This window comes from Wolbachia endosymbiont of Drosophila pseudotakahashii, assembly GCF_026015925.1.
Lineage (GTDB): Bacteria > Pseudomonadota > Alphaproteobacteria > Rickettsiales > Anaplasmataceae > Wolbachia > Wolbachia pipientis.
Window position 1 is genome coordinate 658975 of the sequence record NZ_CP110359.1, and the last position, 20102, is coordinate 679076.

The 20102-nt window shown below is 32.7% G+C and carries 14 protein-coding genes; 11 read left to right on the plus strand and 3 right to left on the minus strand.

Features of this window, described 5'->3' with window-relative positions; all coding sequences use genetic code 11:
* Positions 1-587: 587 nt before the first annotated feature.
* Entirely contained in the window at positions 588-4109 is a 3522-nt protein-coding gene (locus tag ONI09_RS03485) for a DEAD/DEAH box helicase (RefSeq protein ID WP_265013684.1), read from the minus strand.
* 693 nt (positions 4110-4802) lie between these two features.
* Between ONI09_RS03485 and ONI09_RS03490 the strand changes: the two genes are divergently transcribed.
* The 9 genes from ONI09_RS03490 (at position 4803) to ONI09_RS03530 (ending at position 16766) form a co-directional block, all read left to right on the plus strand.
* Entirely contained in the window at positions 4803-5564 is a 762-nt protein-coding gene (locus ONI09_RS03490; RefSeq protein ID WP_265013685.1) for an NTP transferase domain-containing protein, read from the plus strand.
* A gap of 131 nt (positions 5565-5695) precedes the next feature.
* Entirely contained in the window at positions 5696-6655 is a 960-nt protein-coding gene (locus ONI09_RS03495) for an NAD-dependent epimerase/dehydratase family protein (protein ID WP_265013686.1), read from the plus strand.
* Entirely contained in the window at positions 6612-8948 is a 2337-nt protein-coding gene (locus ONI09_RS03500) for a glycosyltransferase (RefSeq protein ID WP_265013687.1), read from the plus strand. The genes ONI09_RS03495 and ONI09_RS03500 overlap by 44 nt, the downstream gene beginning before the upstream one ends.
* The gene (locus ONI09_RS03505; protein WP_265013688.1) at positions 8909-10603 is read left to right on the plus strand and encodes a WG repeat-containing protein; all 1695 of its coding nucleotides are present in this window, start codon (positions 8909-8911) and stop codon (positions 10601-10603) included. The genes ONI09_RS03500 and ONI09_RS03505 overlap by 40 nt, the downstream gene beginning before the upstream one ends.
* Positions 10604-10606: 3 nt before the next feature.
* Entirely contained in the window at positions 10607-11596 is a 990-nt protein-coding gene (locus ONI09_RS03510) for a phytanoyl-CoA dioxygenase family protein (RefSeq protein WP_006280067.1), read from the plus strand.
* The gene (locus tag ONI09_RS03515) at positions 11597-13402 is read left to right on the plus strand and encodes an ABC transporter ATP-binding protein (protein ID WP_265013689.1); all 1806 of its coding nucleotides are present in this window, start codon (positions 11597-11599) and stop codon (positions 13400-13402) included.
* On the plus strand, positions 13374-14423 hold the full coding sequence (locus tag ONI09_RS03520; protein ID WP_174516731.1) for a threonine aldolase family protein: 1050 nt from the start codon (positions 13374-13376) through the stop codon (positions 14421-14423). Before ONI09_RS03515 ends, ONI09_RS03520 begins: the two co-directional genes overlap by 29 nt.
* Positions 14420-15463 (plus strand): threonine aldolase family protein, encoded by a 1044-nt coding sequence (locus ONI09_RS03525; RefSeq protein WP_174516730.1) that lies wholly within the window; start codon positions 14420-14422, stop codon positions 15461-15463. Before ONI09_RS03520 ends, ONI09_RS03525 begins: the two co-directional genes overlap by 4 nt.
* Positions 15464-15665: 202 nt before the next feature.
* The gene (locus ONI09_RS03530) at positions 15666-16766 is read left to right on the plus strand and encodes an MFS transporter (protein WP_265013690.1); all 1101 of its coding nucleotides are present in this window, start codon (positions 15666-15668) and stop codon (positions 16764-16766) included.
* 10 nt (positions 16767-16776) lie between these two features.
* On the opposite strand, the gene ONI09_RS03535 is transcribed toward ONI09_RS03530, so the two are convergent.
* On the minus strand, positions 16777-18090 hold the full coding sequence (locus ONI09_RS03535; protein ID WP_264373971.1) for a UDP-glucose dehydrogenase family protein: 1314 nt from the start codon (positions 18088-18090) through the stop codon (positions 16777-16779).
* 64 nt (positions 18091-18154) lie between these two features.
* Complete coding sequence (locus ONI09_RS03540) at positions 18155-19069, minus strand: DMT family transporter (protein ID WP_265013691.1); 915 nt, start codon at positions 19067-19069, stop codon at positions 18155-18157.
* Between the two features lie 243 nt (positions 19070-19312).
* On the opposite strand from ONI09_RS03540, the gene ONI09_RS03545 reads away from it, so the two are divergent.
* Positions 19313-19462, plus strand: a complete 150-nt coding sequence (locus tag ONI09_RS03545; RefSeq protein WP_405197731.1) for a hypothetical protein — start codon at positions 19313-19315, stop codon at positions 19460-19462.
* A gap of 145 nt (positions 19463-19607) precedes the next feature.
* On the plus strand, positions 19608-20084 hold the full coding sequence (locus tag ONI09_RS03550) for a hypothetical protein (protein WP_265013692.1): 477 nt from the start codon (positions 19608-19610) through the stop codon (positions 20082-20084).
* Positions 20085-20102: the final 18 nt, after the last annotated feature.

The window sequence follows — 20102 nt, forward strand, 5'->3', positions numbered from 1 at the left end:
GTTTTTTTCTATATGAATTTTGCAATTCTTTTTTCCTATCTTTACTTGCTTAGAAAATTTATCTGCCTTTTCTTCCTTAATTGACTCTGTTACGTATTCATTTAATGATAAGCCCCTCTTGTTATTTATAGTAAAATAACTGTTTTTTTATCATTAATTATATCTAGCAAAAGGTATCCTAGATATACTTTTTTTCCCGCTTTAACAATATTTTCAATGTCTAGCTTCTGCTTTTCAATACTCATAATAGATTTTATATAATTAACAACATTATTTATGTACAATTATATGCAAATAGTATAAAAAGTCAATTAATACTACAGAATATCCTAATCATTGCTATTCAAGACCGCTTCGATAGAGGAAAAGGCATAAATATATGGTATAAGCTCATACAAACAGGCCGCAATAATAGGGTGTATACATCTAACTGCTATGGTTTTACAGTATTGAAATCAGTCAAAAAATCATCTCGTACATCATAAAAAAATTTCTCTACTTAAGTTTTGTATAACCTGTTGTAAGTAGAAAAAACAGAAAATTTTTGATTTTTTTTTGAATACAGCAACATATAAACTTTATAAGTTCTATAGTGCATTTTTTATATTAACTAAATCTCTTAATTGATCGTTGTTAAATTCTGTAATCCAACTCTCGCCACTACTTATAGTTAGGTTTGCTAATTCCTTCTTGCTTTGAATCATCTCATCAATACGCTCTTCAAATGTACCTGTTGAAAGTAGCCTGTACACCATAACATTACGTTCTTGCCCGATACGATAGGCCCGATCTGTTGCTTGTGCTTCTACTGCTGGATTCCACCATAAGTCATAATGTATTACATGATTTGCTGCTGTTAAATTAAGTCCTGTTCCTCCAGCTTTTAAAGACACTATAAGAATGTTGGACTGGAATAAGTTTTGAAAGTCATTAACCATTTCGTCTCGTGCTTTACGGGACAGTCCTCCATGTAAAAATGGCACTTTTGATTCAAACCTTTCTTCAAGTAGCCTAGCTATAATCTCACCCATTTCAGTGTATTGAGTAAATATCAATGATTTTTCTGCAACTTCACCAATACTAATCAATATTTCCTCAAGCATCTGCATTTTACCGAATTGTTCAATACTCGCACGCTTTTTCTTGCCAAACTGTGATGGATGGTTACAAATTTGCTTTAAAGCATTGATAAGTTTAAAGATTAGTCCCTTACGTTCAATCCCTTCACTTTTTTCTATCTTCTCCATAGTTGTATCAACAATCTTTTGATAAAGAGCTGTTTGTTCTGAAGTGAGGGAACAATAACGATTATTCTCAATTTTATCTGGCAAATCCTGAATAATGCTTTTATCACTCTTAAGCCTACGTAACATAAAAGGGCTAGTGATTTTCATAAACCTTTCTAGACAAATTTTATCTCTCGCTTTTTCAATCGGTGTTGCAAAGCTGCTTTTAAACTGCTTAGGGGTACCAAGATAAGATTTATTGATAAAATCAAAAATGCTCCAATACTCAAGTAACCTATTCTCAACAGGAGTACCGCTCATTGCTATTCTATGCGTTGCCTCAATAGCTTTAATTGCCTTGGTTTGTTCGGTATTAGGATTTTTTATATTTTGTGCTTCATCAATCACGAGCAAAAACCAGCGAATTTTATTAAGTTCTTTTTTATCACGACGTGCAAGACCATAGGATGTTAGAGCTACATCATAATCACTTGCCAATTCTCGATTTTGTCCGTGATAGACGAAAAGATTTAATTCTGGTGCAAAACGTTCCATCTCTCGTTGCCAATTACTTAATATGCTTGTGGGAGCTACTACCAAGACTCTACCTTGATCTAAAAACCCTGCATTTTTACAGTATAGAATGGCTGCAATAACCTGTATAGTCTTACCAAGACCCATATCATCAGCAATTATACTACCAAACCCTGTTTCTATGTTCTGTATAAGCCAACTAAATCCACGCTCTTGATATGGACGTAACTGTGCAGTTAGATTACTTGGTACATCAACAGATGCATAAGTGTTGAACTTATCAAATAAGTTTTTAATTTGCTGGTCAAGTACTACTTTAGCTTCATCTAACTCACCTGCTAAAGCGGCTTGCATCAGCTCTACTTGATTTAAGTGTTCGGGTAACTTACCAAGTTTCTTCAGTAGAGCTTCTACCTCCTTATCATCCAAAAGCACATACTGATCGACTATTCGCACAAGCCTTCGGGAATCTTTTAGCAATTTTTTAAATTCTGTAACGCTTAATTTTTTATCTCCTATTGCTACTTTCCAATCAAATTTCAATAAATTTTCCAGCGTTAAGAAGCTTTCGCGATCTTCTTTTATTTTATCCTTGGCAGACAAACTAAGACTTAATTGTGGTTTGAAGATTTTTTGCAAAGATTTCGGCAAGATAACCGTTATACCTATTGCTCTTAGTACTGGTACAATACCCAGGAATAAAGGTGCAAAATCATCTAAATTAAATGATAACTTGCTATCAATCGATCTTTCTAATTCAGGTATGTATTCAGATAAGAGTGCAAGATCAGATAAAATACTAAGCTTTACGTTTTGGTTAGAAAGTGCTTTTTCCAGCTTTATGAATGACTTCTCATCATCTAGTGATAACTGTACCTCAAGTTCAAATTTTTCATGGTGATCTTTTATCATTAAATAGAGTTTGTAAGGTTTATCTGCTAAATAAAGACGTGAAAGCCAGAGATTAATCGCTTGCGGTATTTCCTTGTTGCTAAACTCAGTAAACTTGTATGGTCTTCCAGTAAAGAATAATCCAAAGATGTCTTTATCTCCATACTTATCCAGAGATGCAGGAAAGTTATCTTCTATATACCCTAAAAGGATGAAAGAGATAGCAACATTTACTTGTTCCTCTGGTTCCATAGCGATTTCTTGATATTTAATCAATAGAGGCGGACAAATAGATGATATCTTGCTATGAATTTCCTTAACTGACTCATTAAACAACGCCGTAATCCACCTAATTATAATTTCTCCTCTTTTGTTTTGTAATACTTGTGGTATTAGTGCTGACTTTTCCATCAGCATATGTGCGAACTGTGAAATCATATGCATGAAGCGAAGTTCAGGATTAAGCCTGTGAAGTAACGAATTAGGAATGTCGTTTAAAAATCGCGCTATATCTTTCAATACATTTCTACTTAGCATAAATACATTAGTTGTACCATTGCTCACTTGAGTAAGGTAATGCTGATCATCAATGAATAGTTGAAATGTTTGCCAATTCTCAATATTTCCCCATCTTTTAATACATAGCTCCTCTTCTGATAGTTCCTTCTTAGAAGCTGGATAGTACACTAACTTTCCTGCAGGATACTTTTGCCAGTGCTTATAAGCTATCTGTAAAATATTATGGAAGTTTTTTTCAAAAAAAAGTGGATTATCTGTTAAAATACTACTGATACAATCAAAAAGGTTAGGAATAGTTGATAAATCAATATCATTTAAAATTGCTTGGTTATGTATTCTAATTTTAGAACATGCCTTAAATATATCATCTATCTTTAAAATGTTTTGAGCATTTTCTAATTTTCCATTCCCAAAATCATCGATAAGTGCTGACAAATTACAATTATGAATATTAAAAATCATGAAGGGGGTTTTATCAATTTCTGCAGCAATAAGATAAATTACAGCAGCAATGTGTTTACAAGGCATAGCCCAATCAGGACAACTACAACTTGCATTCATCTCCTGCCAATTTGAAGGAAATAATTTAATCCCAAGATCATTAAGCTTATCAAACAAGCTGGCTGATAATTGTCTATTTATCAATTTAGCTAATATAGCTGGTGAAGTTTCAATAATTTGACGAATGGTCTGTTGTTCTGATGAGCTTAATTCATTGAGTATAATTTTGACTTTATATGGTTGAGGTTTTGAACCACGATATGGGTAAGATCCTGAGCTATGAACTTTAGCTGTAACTATGTGACCATTAATTTTAATACCAAAAGCTCGACCAGTATTAGCACAAGTTCTGCCACGTGGAAGACGGTTATCATAATCTATTCCGTCAAAAGACTGGAGCCACTTCTTACCCCACCATGTTCTTCCATAAATAGTCATCTTGTAAAACTATATATTTTAACCTAGATAAGCTAGATGCTGATTCTATGGACGATTTTCTCTGAATATGCAAAACTTATCTTGAACTACTACAAAATGTTAATTATAACAACAGAGAGGGCAAAAGCAATAAACACTTATATCAAAGGAAAAATTGATTAAGGGAAAAGTGAAACTTTTTAAAGGTTGTTTAATACCTTTACACCTGTGATTGTAGCACTAATGTTGTGCGATAAATGTACAGTGAAAATGTCATCAGAAGTTACCCAATTATTGAGTAGTTTTTTTTACGGCGTCAAGACTCTTGCCAGCATAGAAAATATCAGTTCCTATATAAATATCCTTATGGGCTAAAAGAAACTTCTATTGGTTGATAGAAAACAGAAAAAAACTATTTAAAAAGTATACTCAACAATATAACAAGGAAGCATAAGTTAGGAAAAGTAGTAGGCCGTTGATAAGGATTTGCCTATTTTCTCGATCAAATAGCTTTTGTATAAGTACTGATGGGTCAATATAAATGAGTAGTTCTGGGAAGCTTACTTTATCGGCTAATCTATATTAGCGTCATAGAGGATTTATATATTTCAAGCATGTTAATTATTTTTTCTGGATCATTTAGGAAACTATAGTAGACTTTACAACTCATTAATTATCACTTAACTTACCTCCTAGTAAGTTCTTGAGTTATGTATGGATAACACGTTGATAATATTAGCAGCAGGAAAAAGCAGTAGAATGAATTCACAGTACTCAAAAACACTACACCTAGTAGGAAATTTTACTCTTTTAGAGCATATAATTCACAATGCAAAACCGCTGAGTTTAAAAAGTCTATCAATTGTCATTAACAAGCCTTTTCTAAAGGAGTTAGAAAGATTTAGTACCTTAAAAGATATAATTGATAAATATAATATAAAATTGATAATTCAAGAAAATATTACAGGTACTGGCACTGCAGTTAAAATTGCCCTAGAAAGCCTGGAGCGGTTATCTGACCAAGACATAGTTTTAATACAGTACGGAGACACCCCGTTTATATCTAGTGATACAGTTATGAGAATGACTGATTGTTTAAAGTGTAATAATAAAAATTTAGTTCTTCTTGGATTTAATAGTCAAGATAAGCAATATGGAAGATTAGTAATTGATGATAATGACAATGTTCAAAAAGTCTTGAAAAGTGAAAATGAAATTCTTCTTGCAAACTCTGGAATAATGGTTTCATACGCTAAAGATCTTTATACCCTAATAAAAGAAGTAAAATTTAATGATTCGACCAACGAATGTTGTCTTAATGATATAATACCCATTGCAGCAAGCAATAACTTACGTGCAGGTTATGTAGTCGCTGACGAAAAGGAAGCAATGGGGGTAAATAACAAAGAGGATTTGGTCAAAGCAGAACGTTATTTTCAGGCAAATAGAAGAAGACAACCAACCCTTCTTTCATAACTATATTTTTTTATTCATTGATCCTTAATTTAAGTTGACATTTGTTTTACACTAGTTTTATAATGCCTTTTAAGTCTTATTTGTAAGATGATAGGTGTGAAAGATTTTCCTGGTTGTAGTGAGAGGGACACATGGGAATATTAATAACGGGTGCTGCAGGTTTGATAGGATCGGCTTTAGTAGAAAAGTTAGAAAAGCAGGGTTATGAAGTAATAAGCTGCGATATTAGGTTTCGCGACAACCCACTCAGTTTTTTTTCAGAAGATATAATGCCGCTACTCGCTAAGTGTACGGGGGTTATTCATCTGGCTGCAATTTCTAGAGTTATACATGGTGAGCTTTATCCTGAATTGTGCCAGAAAGTTAATGTCGATGGTACAATCCAATTCTTAGAATTCTGCAAGTTGCTTCCGAATAAACCATGGTTTATATATGCAAGCAGTAGAGAAGTATATGGAGAACAAAAGGAACTACCAGTTGCAGAGTCTGCTAGTATCAACCCAATAAATAATTACGCCAAAGGTAAAGCATTTATTGAAGAACAAGTAATAAATTTAAAAGGTTCTGACTTTAATGTAGCAATATTACGCTTCTCAAATGTATATGGTGGTTTACTAGATCATAGTAGTAGAGTAATTCCTGCACTCTGTATCAATGCATTGAAAGGCGATCCAATTAGGATAGAAGGTAAAGAATGTGTTTTTGATTTTACCTATTTGGATGATGTTATAGAGGGTATATACTTAACTGTTAAATATTTACAAAACGAGAAATCTTCTCTTCCTGCTATTCATCTTACTACTAATAGCCCATGTACTTTAGAAAACTTAGCAAAAACAATATTAAAAGTCACGGAAAGTGATTCTAGAATTGATTTTTATCCTCCAAGAAATTTTGACGTAACTAAGTTCCATGGTGATTTTACTAGAGCTAAAGAGCTACTTGGTTGGTCTCCAAAGCATTCATTAAAAGTAGGATTAGGTAAATTTATAAAAAGTCTACAAAACAATACACAAGAATATCCTAACAATATAGATATGGTAATATATGAAAATATTAAAAGTTATTCATGGTTACCCTCCTTATTATAGCGCTGGTTCGGAGGTTTACAGCCAAACTCTTGCCCATGAACTAGCCAATAATAATGAGGTACAAATATTTACTAGGCATGAAAACAGCTTCTTACCTGATTTCCATTATACTATAGCTCTGGACTGTAGTGATTCCCGGATCTTACTGAATTTAATTAATATACCTACAACTAAATATCGTTACAAATTTATCAATGAAGAAGTAAATATAAAATTTAAAAGAATAATAGATAACTTTCAACCAGATCTTATACATTTTGGTCATCTTAATCATCTATCAATTACTTTACCAGAAGTTGCTTTTAAAGAAAATATACCTACAATTTTTACGCTACATGATTTTTGGTTAATGTGTCCAAGAGGAAGATTTATTCAACGTAATTCTGAAGATTTGTTACGGCTTTGTGATGGACAGAAGGATCAAAAATGTGCAACCCAATGTTACAAGGGGTATTTTACAGGAGATGAAGAATTCTTGAATTCAGACTTAAATTATTGGGAACAATGGGTTGCAACTAGAATGAAGCAAACAAAGAAAGTAGTGGACTATATAGATTACTTCATTGCTCCGTCAAAATTCTTAATGGATAAATTTACTCAAGACTTTAATGTTCCGATAAACAAAATTTCTTATCTTGATTATGGTTTTGATCTAAATCGTCTTAAGAATAGAAATAGGGTGCAAGAAAAAGGGTTTATTTTCGGTTATATAGGTACTCATACTCCCGAGAAAGGTGTTGACCTATTATTGAAGGCTTTTTCTCGCTTATCATCTAAAGCAAAACTTAGAATTTGGGGAGCGGCAAGGGAAGAAACTAAAACTTTAAAAGCGATTGCCGATCAGTTTCCACATGCTGTTAAAGAAAGGATAGAATGGATGGGAAGTTATAACAATAAAAATATAGTTACTGATGTATTTAATAAAGTTGATGCGATAGTTGTTCCTTCAATTTGGGGTGAAAATTCACCATTAGTAATACATGAAGCACAGCAACTGAGTGTACCAGTAATAACAGCTGATTATGGTGGCATGGCAGAATATGTAAGAGATGGAATAAACGGACTATTATTTAAGCATAGAGATACAAATAGTTTGTCAGAAAAAATGCAAGTCCTATCTACAGACCAGGAATTATACAGTGAACTGACCCAAAGAGGCTATCTTTATACTAAAAATGGTAATGTACCTTCTATAAGTGAGCATACTGAGAAACTTAACAAAATTTACCGTAATGTTATTGAAAATAAAGGCAAATCAGTGGCTACAAAACCTGGTCCTTGGAGAACTACTTTTGATACTAATCCAGATTACTGCAACTTTGCTTGTGTAATGTGTGAATGCTTTTCACCATATAGTAAAGTTAAAGAGGAGAAGAAAGCTAAAGGGATAAAACCCAAGATAATGTCAATAGAAACTATCAGGAAGGTAATTAAGGAAGCAGATGGAACACCTTTAAGGGAAATCATTCCTTCTACTATGGGTGAGCCTTTAATGTATAAAAGCTTTGATGAAATGATCAATTTGTGCCATGAGTTCGGCCTGAAGCTTAACCTCACGACCAATGGTTCTTTTCCTATTAAAGGAGCTAGAAAATGGGCTGAACTATTGGTACCAATTTTATCTGATGTTAAGATTTCCTGGAATGGGGCAACTAAAGAAACTCATGAAAGAATCATGAAAGGTTCAAAATGGGAAGTAGTGACAGAAAATTTAAAAACTTTCCTTGAAGTTAGAGATAAATACTTTAGCGATACAGGTGAAAGGTGTACCGTTACTTTACAATTAACATTTTTAGAAAGTAATTTACATGAACTTTACGACATAGTTGAGATGGCTATAAAAAATGGCATAGATAGAGTTAAAGGACATCATCTTTGGGCACATTTTAAGGAAATTAAGGATCTATCTATGAGGAGAGATGAATTAGCAATTAGTAGATGGAATACGGAGGTGGGAAGGTTATATGAACTTAGGGATAATATGCTATTGCCAGATGGTAAAAAGATAAAATTAGAAAATTTTACGATCCTTTCTCAAGAGGGTATCAAGGATTTGGCTCCAGGTGGTCAGTGCCCATTTTTAGGTAAAGAAGCATGGATAAACAATGAAGGCAAGTTTAGTCCCTGCTGTGCTCCAGATGAACTACGCAAAACATTAGGAGATTTTGGCAATGTTAATGAAGTTAAACTGGAGGAAATATGGCAAAGTAGCGAGTACCTAAACTTACAAAAGAATTATTTAAACTATGAATTATGCAAAACATGCAACATGAGAAAACCATTAGTCAATTAATGAAAGATAGTGAGTACCTTAAATCTATTAGGGTTTCCCCCTGTGAAAGGTTTCACCAATTGTCAGAAAATCCTTTGTACAAAAATAGATTTATTAGAGTTGATAAATTTCACGAGCCTGGCCTTGCACCAGTTTATGATGAGACAGGCGCTTATCACATCGATGCAATGGGAGAAGCAATTTATCGCGACAGATTTTTAAAAACTTTTGGATTTTACTGCAATAGAGCAGCCGTAGAAGATGACACAGGGTATTACCATATTGATCCATCTGGATGTAGAGTATACAAACATTCGTATCAATGGATTGGAAATTACCAAGAAGATATTTGTGTGATTAGAAAGCATGATAAGTTTTTTCATATTGATTTGAACGGCAATAGAGTTTATGAGCAAGAATACAATTATGTTGGGGATTTTAAGGATGGTATCGCTGTAGTCCATAAAGATGGTAAAGCTACACATATTAATAATCATGGAAAGTTAGTACATAATAAATGGTATAAAAAGCTTAATGTTTTTCATAAAGGATTTGCTATTGCAGAAGGTAAGCATGGCTGGTTTCATATAGATATTAATGGCAATCCTGTTTACCGGCAAAGATTTAAAATGGTAGAAGCATTCTATAATGGCATGGCAAAAGTTGAAACTTTTGAAGGTGTATTAGGACAGATCGATATTACCGGAAACGTAAAGTTTAGTATTTTTGATTTAGATAAAGAATCTCAAGTGCATAAGATTTCTGCGGAACTTTCAGCCTTTTGGAAAACTTACCTCGCAAATGTTGCTATTGAACTTGATTTGTTAAATATCTTACCTGCAACTATGCCAGTTTTATCTCAAAAGTTAAATATTATCGTTCCAAATCTAGAAAGGCTGTTAAGGGCGTTGTGGGAAATAGGGTTTATTGATTACGATAAGAACAAGGACTTATGGCAACTATCATCAAAAGGTAAGTGTTTTAAGGAAATACCATTTTTGCCTAAAGCAGCAGCAATGTGGGCAAGGGTTGCCGCTGAAAAGAATTGGTTAAAAATTGCCGATATATTAAGGCAGGAGTCAATATCTTCATTTGAATCTTTTAAGGAGAAAGAAACATCAGAAGACAGGAAAATAGCGTTTTACCAAGCATTGCTAGGATATTCCAGGTTTGACACTAAAGAGTTTAATTCTAGGGTTAATATAGATGGTGCTAAAAATATATTGCTATTTGGCGTACACTCTTTATTTCTTGCTTATTCTGATATACACAATAAAGGTTCTATAGGCTTATATTATTACAACGAACATAAAGTGCCTAGGCAGGCAGTAGAAGATTTAAAAATTAAACTCATAACTCAAGAAGAATTATCAGCTACAAATTATGAATTAGGTGTCTTTTGCCGCTTTCTGCAGCATTATGATGATAATAAGGTATTGTCTTATTTAAAATTGGTAAAAAATAAAGGAATACCACGCGTTTTAGTGATAGAAACTATCCTAGATTACTACTCCCCAGTGGGAGGTTCTGTAGATATTAATGTAATGGTTGAAACAGGGGGTAAACTAAGGACATTGAGCGATTGGAAAAGAATACTAAAACAAGTAAAAGGGCTTAAAATTTTTAGTATTGTACCTTTAACAGATTATTTATCAGTTATTGACATTAGGTGTTAATATATGAAAGCATTGCAAAAAAATGGTTTTTTTATTATCAAAAATCTAGTTCCTTTAGAGTTAATAACTCAGTCTTTAAATGATATAATAAGCAAGATATCAAAGTTATCTCAAGAATTAGGTGTTTCAACTTCTGACTATTTAAACTGCACTGGAAGATGGGGTACATCATCTCAGGTAACTAGAATTGTATCTCAAGTATTAGATAAAATTATTAAAAATTATCTTGAAAAGTCACTTCAATGCCAGATACTGCAGAAAAAATCAAATGTTATATGTAAAACTGCTGATTTAATAGATGCAGTTCCCTTCCATCAGGACATCTCTTATAGCTTTAATGACCCTTATCATTTTTCTGTTTGGCTAGCTTTGAATAATGTCAATAAAACTTCAGGTGCACTACAAGTTATAGAAGATAGTCACAACTGGAAAATACAGCCTCTAGTTGATTTTTGGCATCCATACTTTTTGGATCAATACTCGGATAACCGGGAAAATTATAAAATTAAGTCACTACCTATTTCAGCAGGAGATGCGATAGTTTTTGATTCACGGTTATGGCATGGTAGTGATAAGAATATAGATGCTAAAGATAGGTTTGCTTATGTTACGAGATGGGTTGTAAAAGATAAAAGTCTTCCTTGTGTGCCAAAACCTCAGCCTTCAGTTTTTGGTATATTAAACTGTGGTGCATTAACAGAATTTATACTGAGAGAATACTTATCATTATTTCGTCGCCAGGAAAGTATAAAAACAAAAAATATGGAAGAACTTATTAAGAGCTGGTTAGCCTTTATTACAGACACAACTACAAATATTTCTGAGGTCAACACTGCTGAAGCTAAGCGAGATTTATATAAGCTACTTATTCTGAATCAAGCGTCAGCACTACATGATGCTGGAGACATTTCAGGAAAAATATACAAAAATTTATGGTTTTCACTGCTTGTATTTCTCAATAAAAAAGTCAATGTGGTGGAGCTAGCATTATAAATGAACAAAAGTAGAGTTGGTAGTTTCAAGTATATATTGGTGTTCATTTTGAATATCTTATCCAAGTTTAAGCTTAATGTGCTTGTAATGTTCCTGGTTGCCCTAGTAGTGGCTGTTGATTTATCTTTTAGAAAGTATTTAGTAAAAAATATCTTAGATACAGCTGTAAAATATCAAGAAGGTAATGTAATTGAAAATCTTTTATTACCTGTAAGCGCTTATGTTTGTATGGCATTACTTATTACTACTGCTTTTAGATTCTATGGCTATTTTGTTGACATTCGAATGTTTACCTCAATGCGTCAAAAAATAGCTGATATGTCTTTTTATAGGCTGCTTCAGCAAGACCATTCCTATTATCAAAACAACCTATCCGGAAGTTTAGTATATAAGGTCAGTAACTTAATGGATAGTGTGATAGAGCTAATAAGACTGCTTATAGACTGTTTCTTTAGTTATAGTATAGCATTAATCTTGGCTATTTATACTTTATCACTAGTAAATATAAAGTTTGCAATAGCTACATTCATTTGGGTGAACATTTTTATTTTGATTTCGGTTTTCAGTTTTCGGGTGCTTACCGGATTAGCCGATTATCATTCTAAACAAAGTTCACAAGTAATAGCGGGTATAGCCGACAGTATTTTAAATGTTATATCAGTAAGGTTATTTTCTCGGCAAGCGCATGAGAGGCATAAATTTTTTCAAGTATGCAAGAAAAAAACTATTGCAGAAAGAAAATTACAATGGGCATACTTTTGGCTTTGGTTTATATATGGCTATTCATTTGATATACTCCAAGCAGTAAACTTGTATTTTTTAATTCATGATTATCAATTGAACAAGATTGCAATAGGAGATATTGCTCTTGTACTTGGAATTAATATATCGATTATAGAGTTTCTTAACCATCTAACTAGGAATCTTACCCAATTTTCTACTCATTTCGGCAAAGTTTCAGATGCATTGCCAATCTTGACTACCGTACCAGAAATTCAAGATAAGGAAAATGCTAAAAAATTAAATTTATTAAGTGGAAGAATAACGTTTAATAATGTTTCTTTTTCTTATGAGGGTCAGAAGTCATTATTTCAAGATTTTTCAGTTACCATTAATCCTTGCGAAAAGGTAGGTCTAGTTGGTTATTCTGGAGGTGGTAAATCTACTTTTATAAACTTAATCATAAGGCTATTTGATGTTAAAAAAGGTAATATACAGATTGATAATCAAGTAGTATCGGAAGTTACACAGAGTTCTTTGAGGCAACAAATATCTGTAATACCTCAAGAACCATTGTTGTTTCATGATACTATTTTAGCAAATATTATATATGGTAAACTTCAATCTACTATCGAAGAAATAATAAGAGCTGCAAAGCTGGCTGGTATTCACGATTTCATTATGACTCTACCCGATCAATATGAAACTGTAGTCGGAGAAAAAGGCATAAAGCTATCTGGAGGGGAAAGACAAAGAATAATCATAGCGAGAGCATTTCTAAAAAACGCTCCGATATTATTTTTCGATGAGCCAACTAGTCAGTTAGATTCTATAACAGAGAAAACAATTCAAATGAGTTTATTTAAGTTGATGGAAAATAAAACCACCATTACTATAGCACACCGTATTTCTACACTTTTACATATGGACCGAATTCTAGTATTTGACAAAGGAAAAATTGTCCAAGATGGTAAACATTCTGAACTAGTTTGCAAGAAAGGTCTTTATAAAGAACTTTGGGATGCTCAAATTGGCTGTCTAAATATCAAAAAAGAAAATGGAAAAAACTATCGACCTGAGAAGTGACACTACAACTTTACAAAGCTCCAACGTTATACACGCAATAAGTAGTGCAATCGTTGGAGATTTTGCTTACGGTGAAGACAAAAGCTGTAACAACTTATCGGAATATTGTAAACAATTATTCAAAGTAGAAGAAGCATTGTTCGTAACCAGCGGTATGCTTGCAAATAGGTTAGCTATTGCCAGTCAAACAAGTCCTGGTGATGAACTAATTACTCATTATAATTATCATGTTAATTTTTTCGATAGTGCAGGCAATGCAAAAGTAAATAGTATAGTGTTTAACTGTATTAGGAATAATACCGGAATCTTAGATATTGATGAAGTAGAATATGCTATTAACTCTAAACCGAGATATAAAATTTTTGCTCAGGTGAGTCTAGTTTCTATAGAAAATAGTATAAACGGGTTTAACGGTAAAATTTATCCTTTTAAGAAACAAGTAGAGTTATATAATTTCTTAAAAGCTCACAATATAAGTCTTCATTTAGATGGTGCGAGAATATTTAATGCTCATGCTGAAACAAATGTTGCTTTAGCTGACTATGCTAAATATGTAGATACAATGAGCTTTTCTTTTACTAAAGGACTTGGAGCTCCTTTTGGTTCAATGCTTATGGGTAAAAGAGAGATAATTGAAAAGGCTAAGAAGTTACAGGTTTGGTTGGGGAGTGGTTATCATCAAATTGGGTACTGCGCTAATGCAGCAAAATATGTACTACAGAATAATATCTCTAGGCTTAAAGAAGATAATAAGCTTGCTAAATTGTTTGCAGACAAGATTAAAGAAATTCCACATGTAAAGCTGATACTACCTTATCCAGAAACTAACATAGTAAGCTTTAGTATAAAAGAACTAAATGTGACTAATGAGTTTTTTTTGAGTAAATGCCAAGCTTATGGTTTATTGCTCTTTCCTTGGCTCGAATCTCATATAAGAGCAGTTGTTCATCTTGGCATAGAGGAAGCAGACATAATAAATGCTGCTGAAATTATAAAGGAGGTTGTATTAAATTTAGTATGAGGGTAAAAATAGATTTCTTTAGCGATTCAAACACTAATCCTTCATCTGAAATGAGGGAAGTAATGGCTAAAGCAAAAGTTGGAAATGAAGCTGCATGTGAAGATCCAACTGTAAACGAATTAATAGAAACCACATGTAAAATATTAGGTAAGCCAGCAGGAATATTTCTGATTTCGGGAACGATGTGTAATGTAATTGCTTATAAAGTGCACATTCAAAGACCTGGTGATTATTTGTTACTCGATGAAACTTCGCATCCATTAATAGTGCAATCTGGATTAATTGCAGCCCAGGCACATGCCACTCCTTTACCTATTAAAGGAACAAGAGGAATATTTACTGGAGAGCAAATCGTTGAGTTTATTACTCGTCCTAGCTTAAGGAATGTTCCAAAAGTTGGGCTTGTTTCTGTCGAACAAACAACGAATTTTGGTGGTGGAGCTGTGTGGCCTTTAGAGTATATTCAAGAGATCTCAAGTCTCTGCAAAAAGAACGACGTATCCTCTCATTTAGATGGAGCAAGGCTGTTCAATGCTTGTGCTTATGCTAAAATATCTCCAAAAGAATATGCAAATTATTTTGATTCGGTGTTTATTGATTTTAGTAAGGGATTAGGCGCTCCAATGGGTGCAGTATTGGCTGGAAGTGAAGAGTTTATTGAAAAAGCTTGGTACTATAAGTTTCAAATTGGCGGAGGTATGCACCAAGCTGGCATTATTTCAGCTGCATGTTTATATGCTCTCAACAACAACATGAATTCTTTAATAGAAGATCATAAAAAAATGCAGCACCTTATAAAAGGTCTTAGCTCTATAGATCAAGTTATAATCAATATTGACCTATACAAAACTAATATAGCGTATTTCTCATTACGTACTGATTGTATATCTGCTCAAGAATTAATAAATATACTAATGACAAATTATGGAATTAGGATGGCTAACATAAGAGGTAAAATCAGAGTTATAACACATAGAGATATAAGCTGTGAAGATATTAATACTACTATATCTACTATAAGAAAGATACTGAATAGGTAATTTCGATTGTTATCAATTTTCTACATTAATGGTTTGCAAACTTCTTGTAAAACAATATTATACCAACATAGTATTATGCTAGTATTTGCATGGGACTGTTTGGGGAATAGGTGTGAACTTTGTTTTCTTTCAATATTTACTATTCTTTTTTGGATATGTGCTACTTTACTTCTCAAGGCAGAGTATACCAATTGCTCTACCAATGTTAATAGATACTGACCATATAAAATTAAGCTATTTTTTTGCCTGCTTTTCTTTTTTTTATGGAGTATCAAAATTCGTTAATGGAATAGTCATGGACTCCAAAAATAATCCATTATTTATGTTTGGGCTATGCAATATTGCAACTGGATTATTAACCATTGGTATAGCTTTATCATATAATAATCTAACTTTATTACTGTTAACATTAATATTATTAGCTTGGACACAAGGGTTAGGTTGGCCAGCTATTACCAAGTTTATGGTTACAAACTCTAGTATCTCTTCAATTGCATCATCATGGGGAGTTATGAGCGCATCTCAGCAACTTGGTTCTTGTATTACTTTAATTGTATTACCAAGTATAATCAAAATATATGATGCAAAAAGTGCATTTTTGTACTCTGGTCTCTTATGCTTACTTTTTGGAATTTATATAATATTAAAAGCATATTACGAAGAAAGTGCCAACTTTACTACCTATTATAAGGTGCAGAAATCTCAGATAGGTATCAAAGTGAAAAGTTCCATATGGTTTCTATGTTGTGCTACTTTTTGTGCTTATATTATAAAAATGGGAATCTTCTTTTGGTTTCCTATAATTTTAAAGGATAAATTACAAATTTCTCTTGTACAATCCTCACTAATAACAGGTGTATATGATTTAGGTGGAATCCTTGGAACTTTAATCACAGGAAGAATCAGTGATATGTATTTCTTTCAAAATAGAAGCTTGCTGGCATTACTTTACATGTTGGGTATAGCACTCACTTTTATTGCAATGAACTTTTGTCAAAACATAATTCTTATGAACCTTGGCGCAATCTTATCAGGATTTTTTATATTTGGAGTGCAAGTACTGACAGGTGTTATAGCTGTAGAAATTGCTCCACAAAATAATGTATGTGCAATTGTAAGCTTGACAGGATTATTTGGGTATATTGCAAGTTCAATATTTTCATGTGTGGTTTTAGGAGTACTTGTTAAGCACTTTGGTAACAGTATTATGTTTTCATTTTTTTCCATTTGCTCTGTTGTTGCACTCGTTTGCTTTTCCATACTATCAAGCAAAGACCTTAAAAAACTAAGTAAAGCGGTGTAGAAAACATTTCTCAACAGTTAAGCTTTGTAGATAGATTTTTACCCAGGGAGTAAACGTTATAACCATATCCTAGTAACAATTCATTATCTAACAAGTTACGAAAGTCAAAGATATTAGGTGTAGCCATCACATCCTTTAAGATTAAAAAATCTTGATTTTTAAATTCCTTCCACTCCGTTAACAATAACAAGGCTTCTGCGCCCCTTGCAGCTTCTATAGCGTTATCCGCGTACTCTATATCCTTTAGAACTTGCCTAGCATTATTCATTCCCACTGGGTCATATGCAGTAATTTTAGCGTTGTTATTCACTAACAATTTTGCGACATCTATAGCTGGACTATTTCTTACATCATCAGTACCAGGTTTAAAAGTTAGCCCCCATATCGCTATTTTTTTATTTTGAGCTCCATTTAGAGCATATTCTACCTTTTTAGCGATGTTTGTTATATGATTATAGTTAGATTCCTTAACTGAATTTAAAATTTGTAGCTTGACATTATGATCTTCAGCAATCCTTATCAAAGCTGACAAATCTTTAGGAAAACAGGATCCTCCAAATCCTGGGCCAGCTTTTAGAAATTCCTTACCTATTCTATGGTCCATCCCCATGCCATTAGCTAAAAGGTCGATGTCTGCTTCTAACATCTCACATAAACCTGCCATTTCATTGATAAAAGCAATTTTTGTTGCTAGAAAGGCATTAGAAGCATATTTAATCATTTCAGCTGTAACTGTATCAGTGACTATTAACGGAATATTCCTATCTGTAAATGATCTATATATAGCTTCTAGTTTTACTCTAGCTCGCTTAGTTTTTACTCCTATTATTATTCTATCTGGATATAAAAAATCTGATACTGCAGAGCCTTGCTTGAGAAACTCCGGATTAACTCCCAAATCAAAGTTGTAGCCCTTATTAGATAAATAATTATATATATTTTTTGTAGCACCAGGAGGAATAGTTGATTTTATAACTATTAAGCAATCTTGATTAACTCTCTCAGAAACTTTACTTATTGAATTATATACATTCTTTAAATCCGCATTTCCTAAGGAGTCTGATGGAGTATCTACAGTTACAAACACTACTTCTGTGTTGGGATTTATTTGAGAATACGAATCGAAGAATCTTATCCTTTGTAACTTTATATTATTCTCTAAATAGTCTGCTAATCCAGGCTCATATATAGGAATTTTTCCTAATTTCAATAACTCAATCTTCTTAGTATTTATGTCAATGCAATCAACGTTATGACCCTGCTCTGATAACATTGCACAAGATACTAAACCTACATACCCTATTCCTATAATGGTTATATACATCTTGTCATCACCTTAAAAATATCCTAATGTAGCTCAACTGCTTAAACATTTAAAAAGAACATCATTAACAATTAGAGTCATAAATTTTTACTCTAGCGTTGCATACATTATTTTTCTTAATTACTTTACTTTCTGAATAAACTATAAACAAAGTCGATGGTATTAATATTAAAATACCATACAAAGCACTTTTATCAGGCAACTCATTAAACATAACATATGTTACTATTGCAGAAATTATTAGCTCTATGTATCTATATGGTGCAAGTGCAGTAGCATCTGCAAGAGTAAAAGCTTTTAATGTGAAGAACAGAATTAGATTTGAATTAATTCCCAAAATCAGTAGTAATACTAATTCTAACAAGGAAGGCAAATGCCAATAAAACAGCAAAGGCACAGTGGAAAAAATAGTTGTTGTTAGAGCTGAATAAAATAACATACTTATTACGGACTCTTTTATTGCGAGTTTCTTATTAAGTATGTCTAATATAGCAAAGATTAATGTAGATACAATAAAAATAAGAATTTTAGGATTAAAGTCTTCACCATAAGCTTTGGTAGTAATAGCAATACCAACAAAGCCAATAACAGTTACTGAACATCTTTGCCAAATTATATTTTCATTTAGTAAAGGGATTGCAAGAAGTATAACAAATAATGGTATAGAAAAACTTATAATTGTTGCAGTTACTATGGGAAAAATAGCTAACCCATAGGTCCACAAGGTTATTCCAACAAATAACAATACTCCTCTAGTTATCTGAATAGATATTTGACTTGTTTTAAAAGCTTCTCTTCCATAGTAAAGCATAAAAGGTACAAGGGTAATAGTGCTAAATAAAAAGCGGAAAAAGATTACTTCAAAACTTTGGAGATGTAAACTTAGATATTTTGATATAGTATCATTAGCTACACTACTAAATAAACTAAGTATAAACCAGATAACTCCAAGTAAATAAGCTCTTAGTCTGTAATCCACAAAACTCCTAATTTAATATACAAACTTCCATGATGTGCTCATATAACTTCGCTGCAAAAAAGGTTGATAGCATACAGGCTCTCTTCTACTTACTGTTCTAACCATATTCACAAATTTTTGCTAAAAGTAGCATTAGAAGTATTATACAAGATATGTCTTTAATTGCATAATTTTAATAGATTTAGAATAGAGATTATCTGAGCAGGGAGTTACTGACTGATTTTTTTGTAATATAAGATAAGAATGATAGACATTCAATCACAACTAAAAGTAGCATTAGCTGAGATGGATAATATAACACCAAAAAACATCAAGTGCTTACAGCAAGAGGCAAATGCGATGATAGAGGACCACCAGGAAGTAATAGATAGATTCTGCAATATTGAACTATAAACGATGCCAAGCAAACTAAAGAAATAAAGCAAAGAAAGGTTTAAAAAACATAGTTTCGCCCAAAAAACATACTAAGGGGCAAGAAGCTAAAATTTTAAACGATAAGCCAAAACCGCTACATTCCATAGAGCAACCTCTAAAGTTGATGGCACTAGAGCAGAAGACCTCTAAAGTAGAAAATGTCAAAAAAGGAATAAAAGAAAAAATAAAAAGCTTAAAAACGAAGAAAGCAAAACCTGTAGAGAAAAAGGGTAGCATATTCAAAAAAGGCTTCAAAAAGCTAAAAGGAAAAGTAAAAAAATTAAACCCCATAAAGGTTAAGAAAAATAAGATAATCGGGAGCAAGAAGTTAGCATTTTTACTGACCGCTGGTACAATTGTGGCAATTTTACCAACATTCAGTTTAGCTCCTCTTCCAGCATTAGCCATAACTTCTGCATGTGTTTTCAGTATCAACTTCATCGCAGTCAAAACATTGAAGAAAGTTATCAAACAACGCAAATTAGCAGCAGAATCTAAAGAAGAGTCAACTCTAGCTGAACCAAACAAGCCGGAAGAAGAAATTCAAGATGTATCAGTCGAATCAATAAAAGAAGAATCTAAGCAAGTTTCCAGAGAATAGATTTCTATGTTAATACAT

Coding starts and splice junctions, on each gene's coding strand:
- ONI09_RS03485 (WP_265013684.1), bottom strand. CDS start 4,109: ATGACTATTTATGGAAGAACATGGTGGGGTAAGAAGTGGCTCCAGTCT.
- ONI09_RS03490 (WP_265013685.1), top strand. CDS start 4,803: ATGGATAACACGTTGATAATATTAGCAGCAGGAAAAAGCAGTAGAATG.
- ONI09_RS03495 (WP_265013686.1), top strand. CDS start 5,696: ATGGGAATATTAATAACGGGTGCTGCAGGTTTGATAGGATCGGCTTTA.
- ONI09_RS03500 (WP_265013687.1), top strand. CDS start 6,612: ATGAAAATATTAAAAGTTATTCATGGTTACCCTCCTTATTATAGCGCT.
- ONI09_RS03505 (WP_265013688.1), top strand. CDS start 8,909: ATGCAAAACATGCAACATGAGAAAACCATTAGTCAATTAATGAAAGAT.
- ONI09_RS03510 (WP_006280067.1), top strand. CDS start 10,607: ATGAAAGCATTGCAAAAAAATGGTTTTTTTATTATCAAAAATCTAGTT.
- ONI09_RS03515 (WP_265013689.1), top strand. CDS start 11,597: ATGAACAAAAGTAGAGTTGGTAGTTTCAAGTATATATTGGTGTTCATT.
- ONI09_RS03520 (WP_174516731.1), top strand. CDS start 13,374: ATGGAAAAAACTATCGACCTGAGAAGTGACACTACAACTTTACAAAGC.
- ONI09_RS03525 (WP_174516730.1), top strand. CDS start 14,420: ATGAGGGTAAAAATAGATTTCTTTAGCGATTCAAACACTAATCCTTCA.
- ONI09_RS03530 (WP_265013690.1), top strand. CDS start 15,666: ATGTTAATAGATACTGACCATATAAAATTAAGCTATTTTTTTGCCTGC.
- ONI09_RS03535 (WP_264373971.1), bottom strand. CDS start 18,090: ATGTATATAACCATTATAGGAATAGGGTATGTAGGTTTAGTATCTTGT.
- ONI09_RS03545 (WP_405197731.1), top strand. CDS start 19,313: ATGATAGACATTCAATCACAACTAAAAGTAGCATTAGCTGAGATGGAT.
- ONI09_RS03550 (WP_265013692.1), top strand. CDS start 19,608: ATGGCACTAGAGCAGAAGACCTCTAAAGTAGAAAATGTCAAAAAAGGA.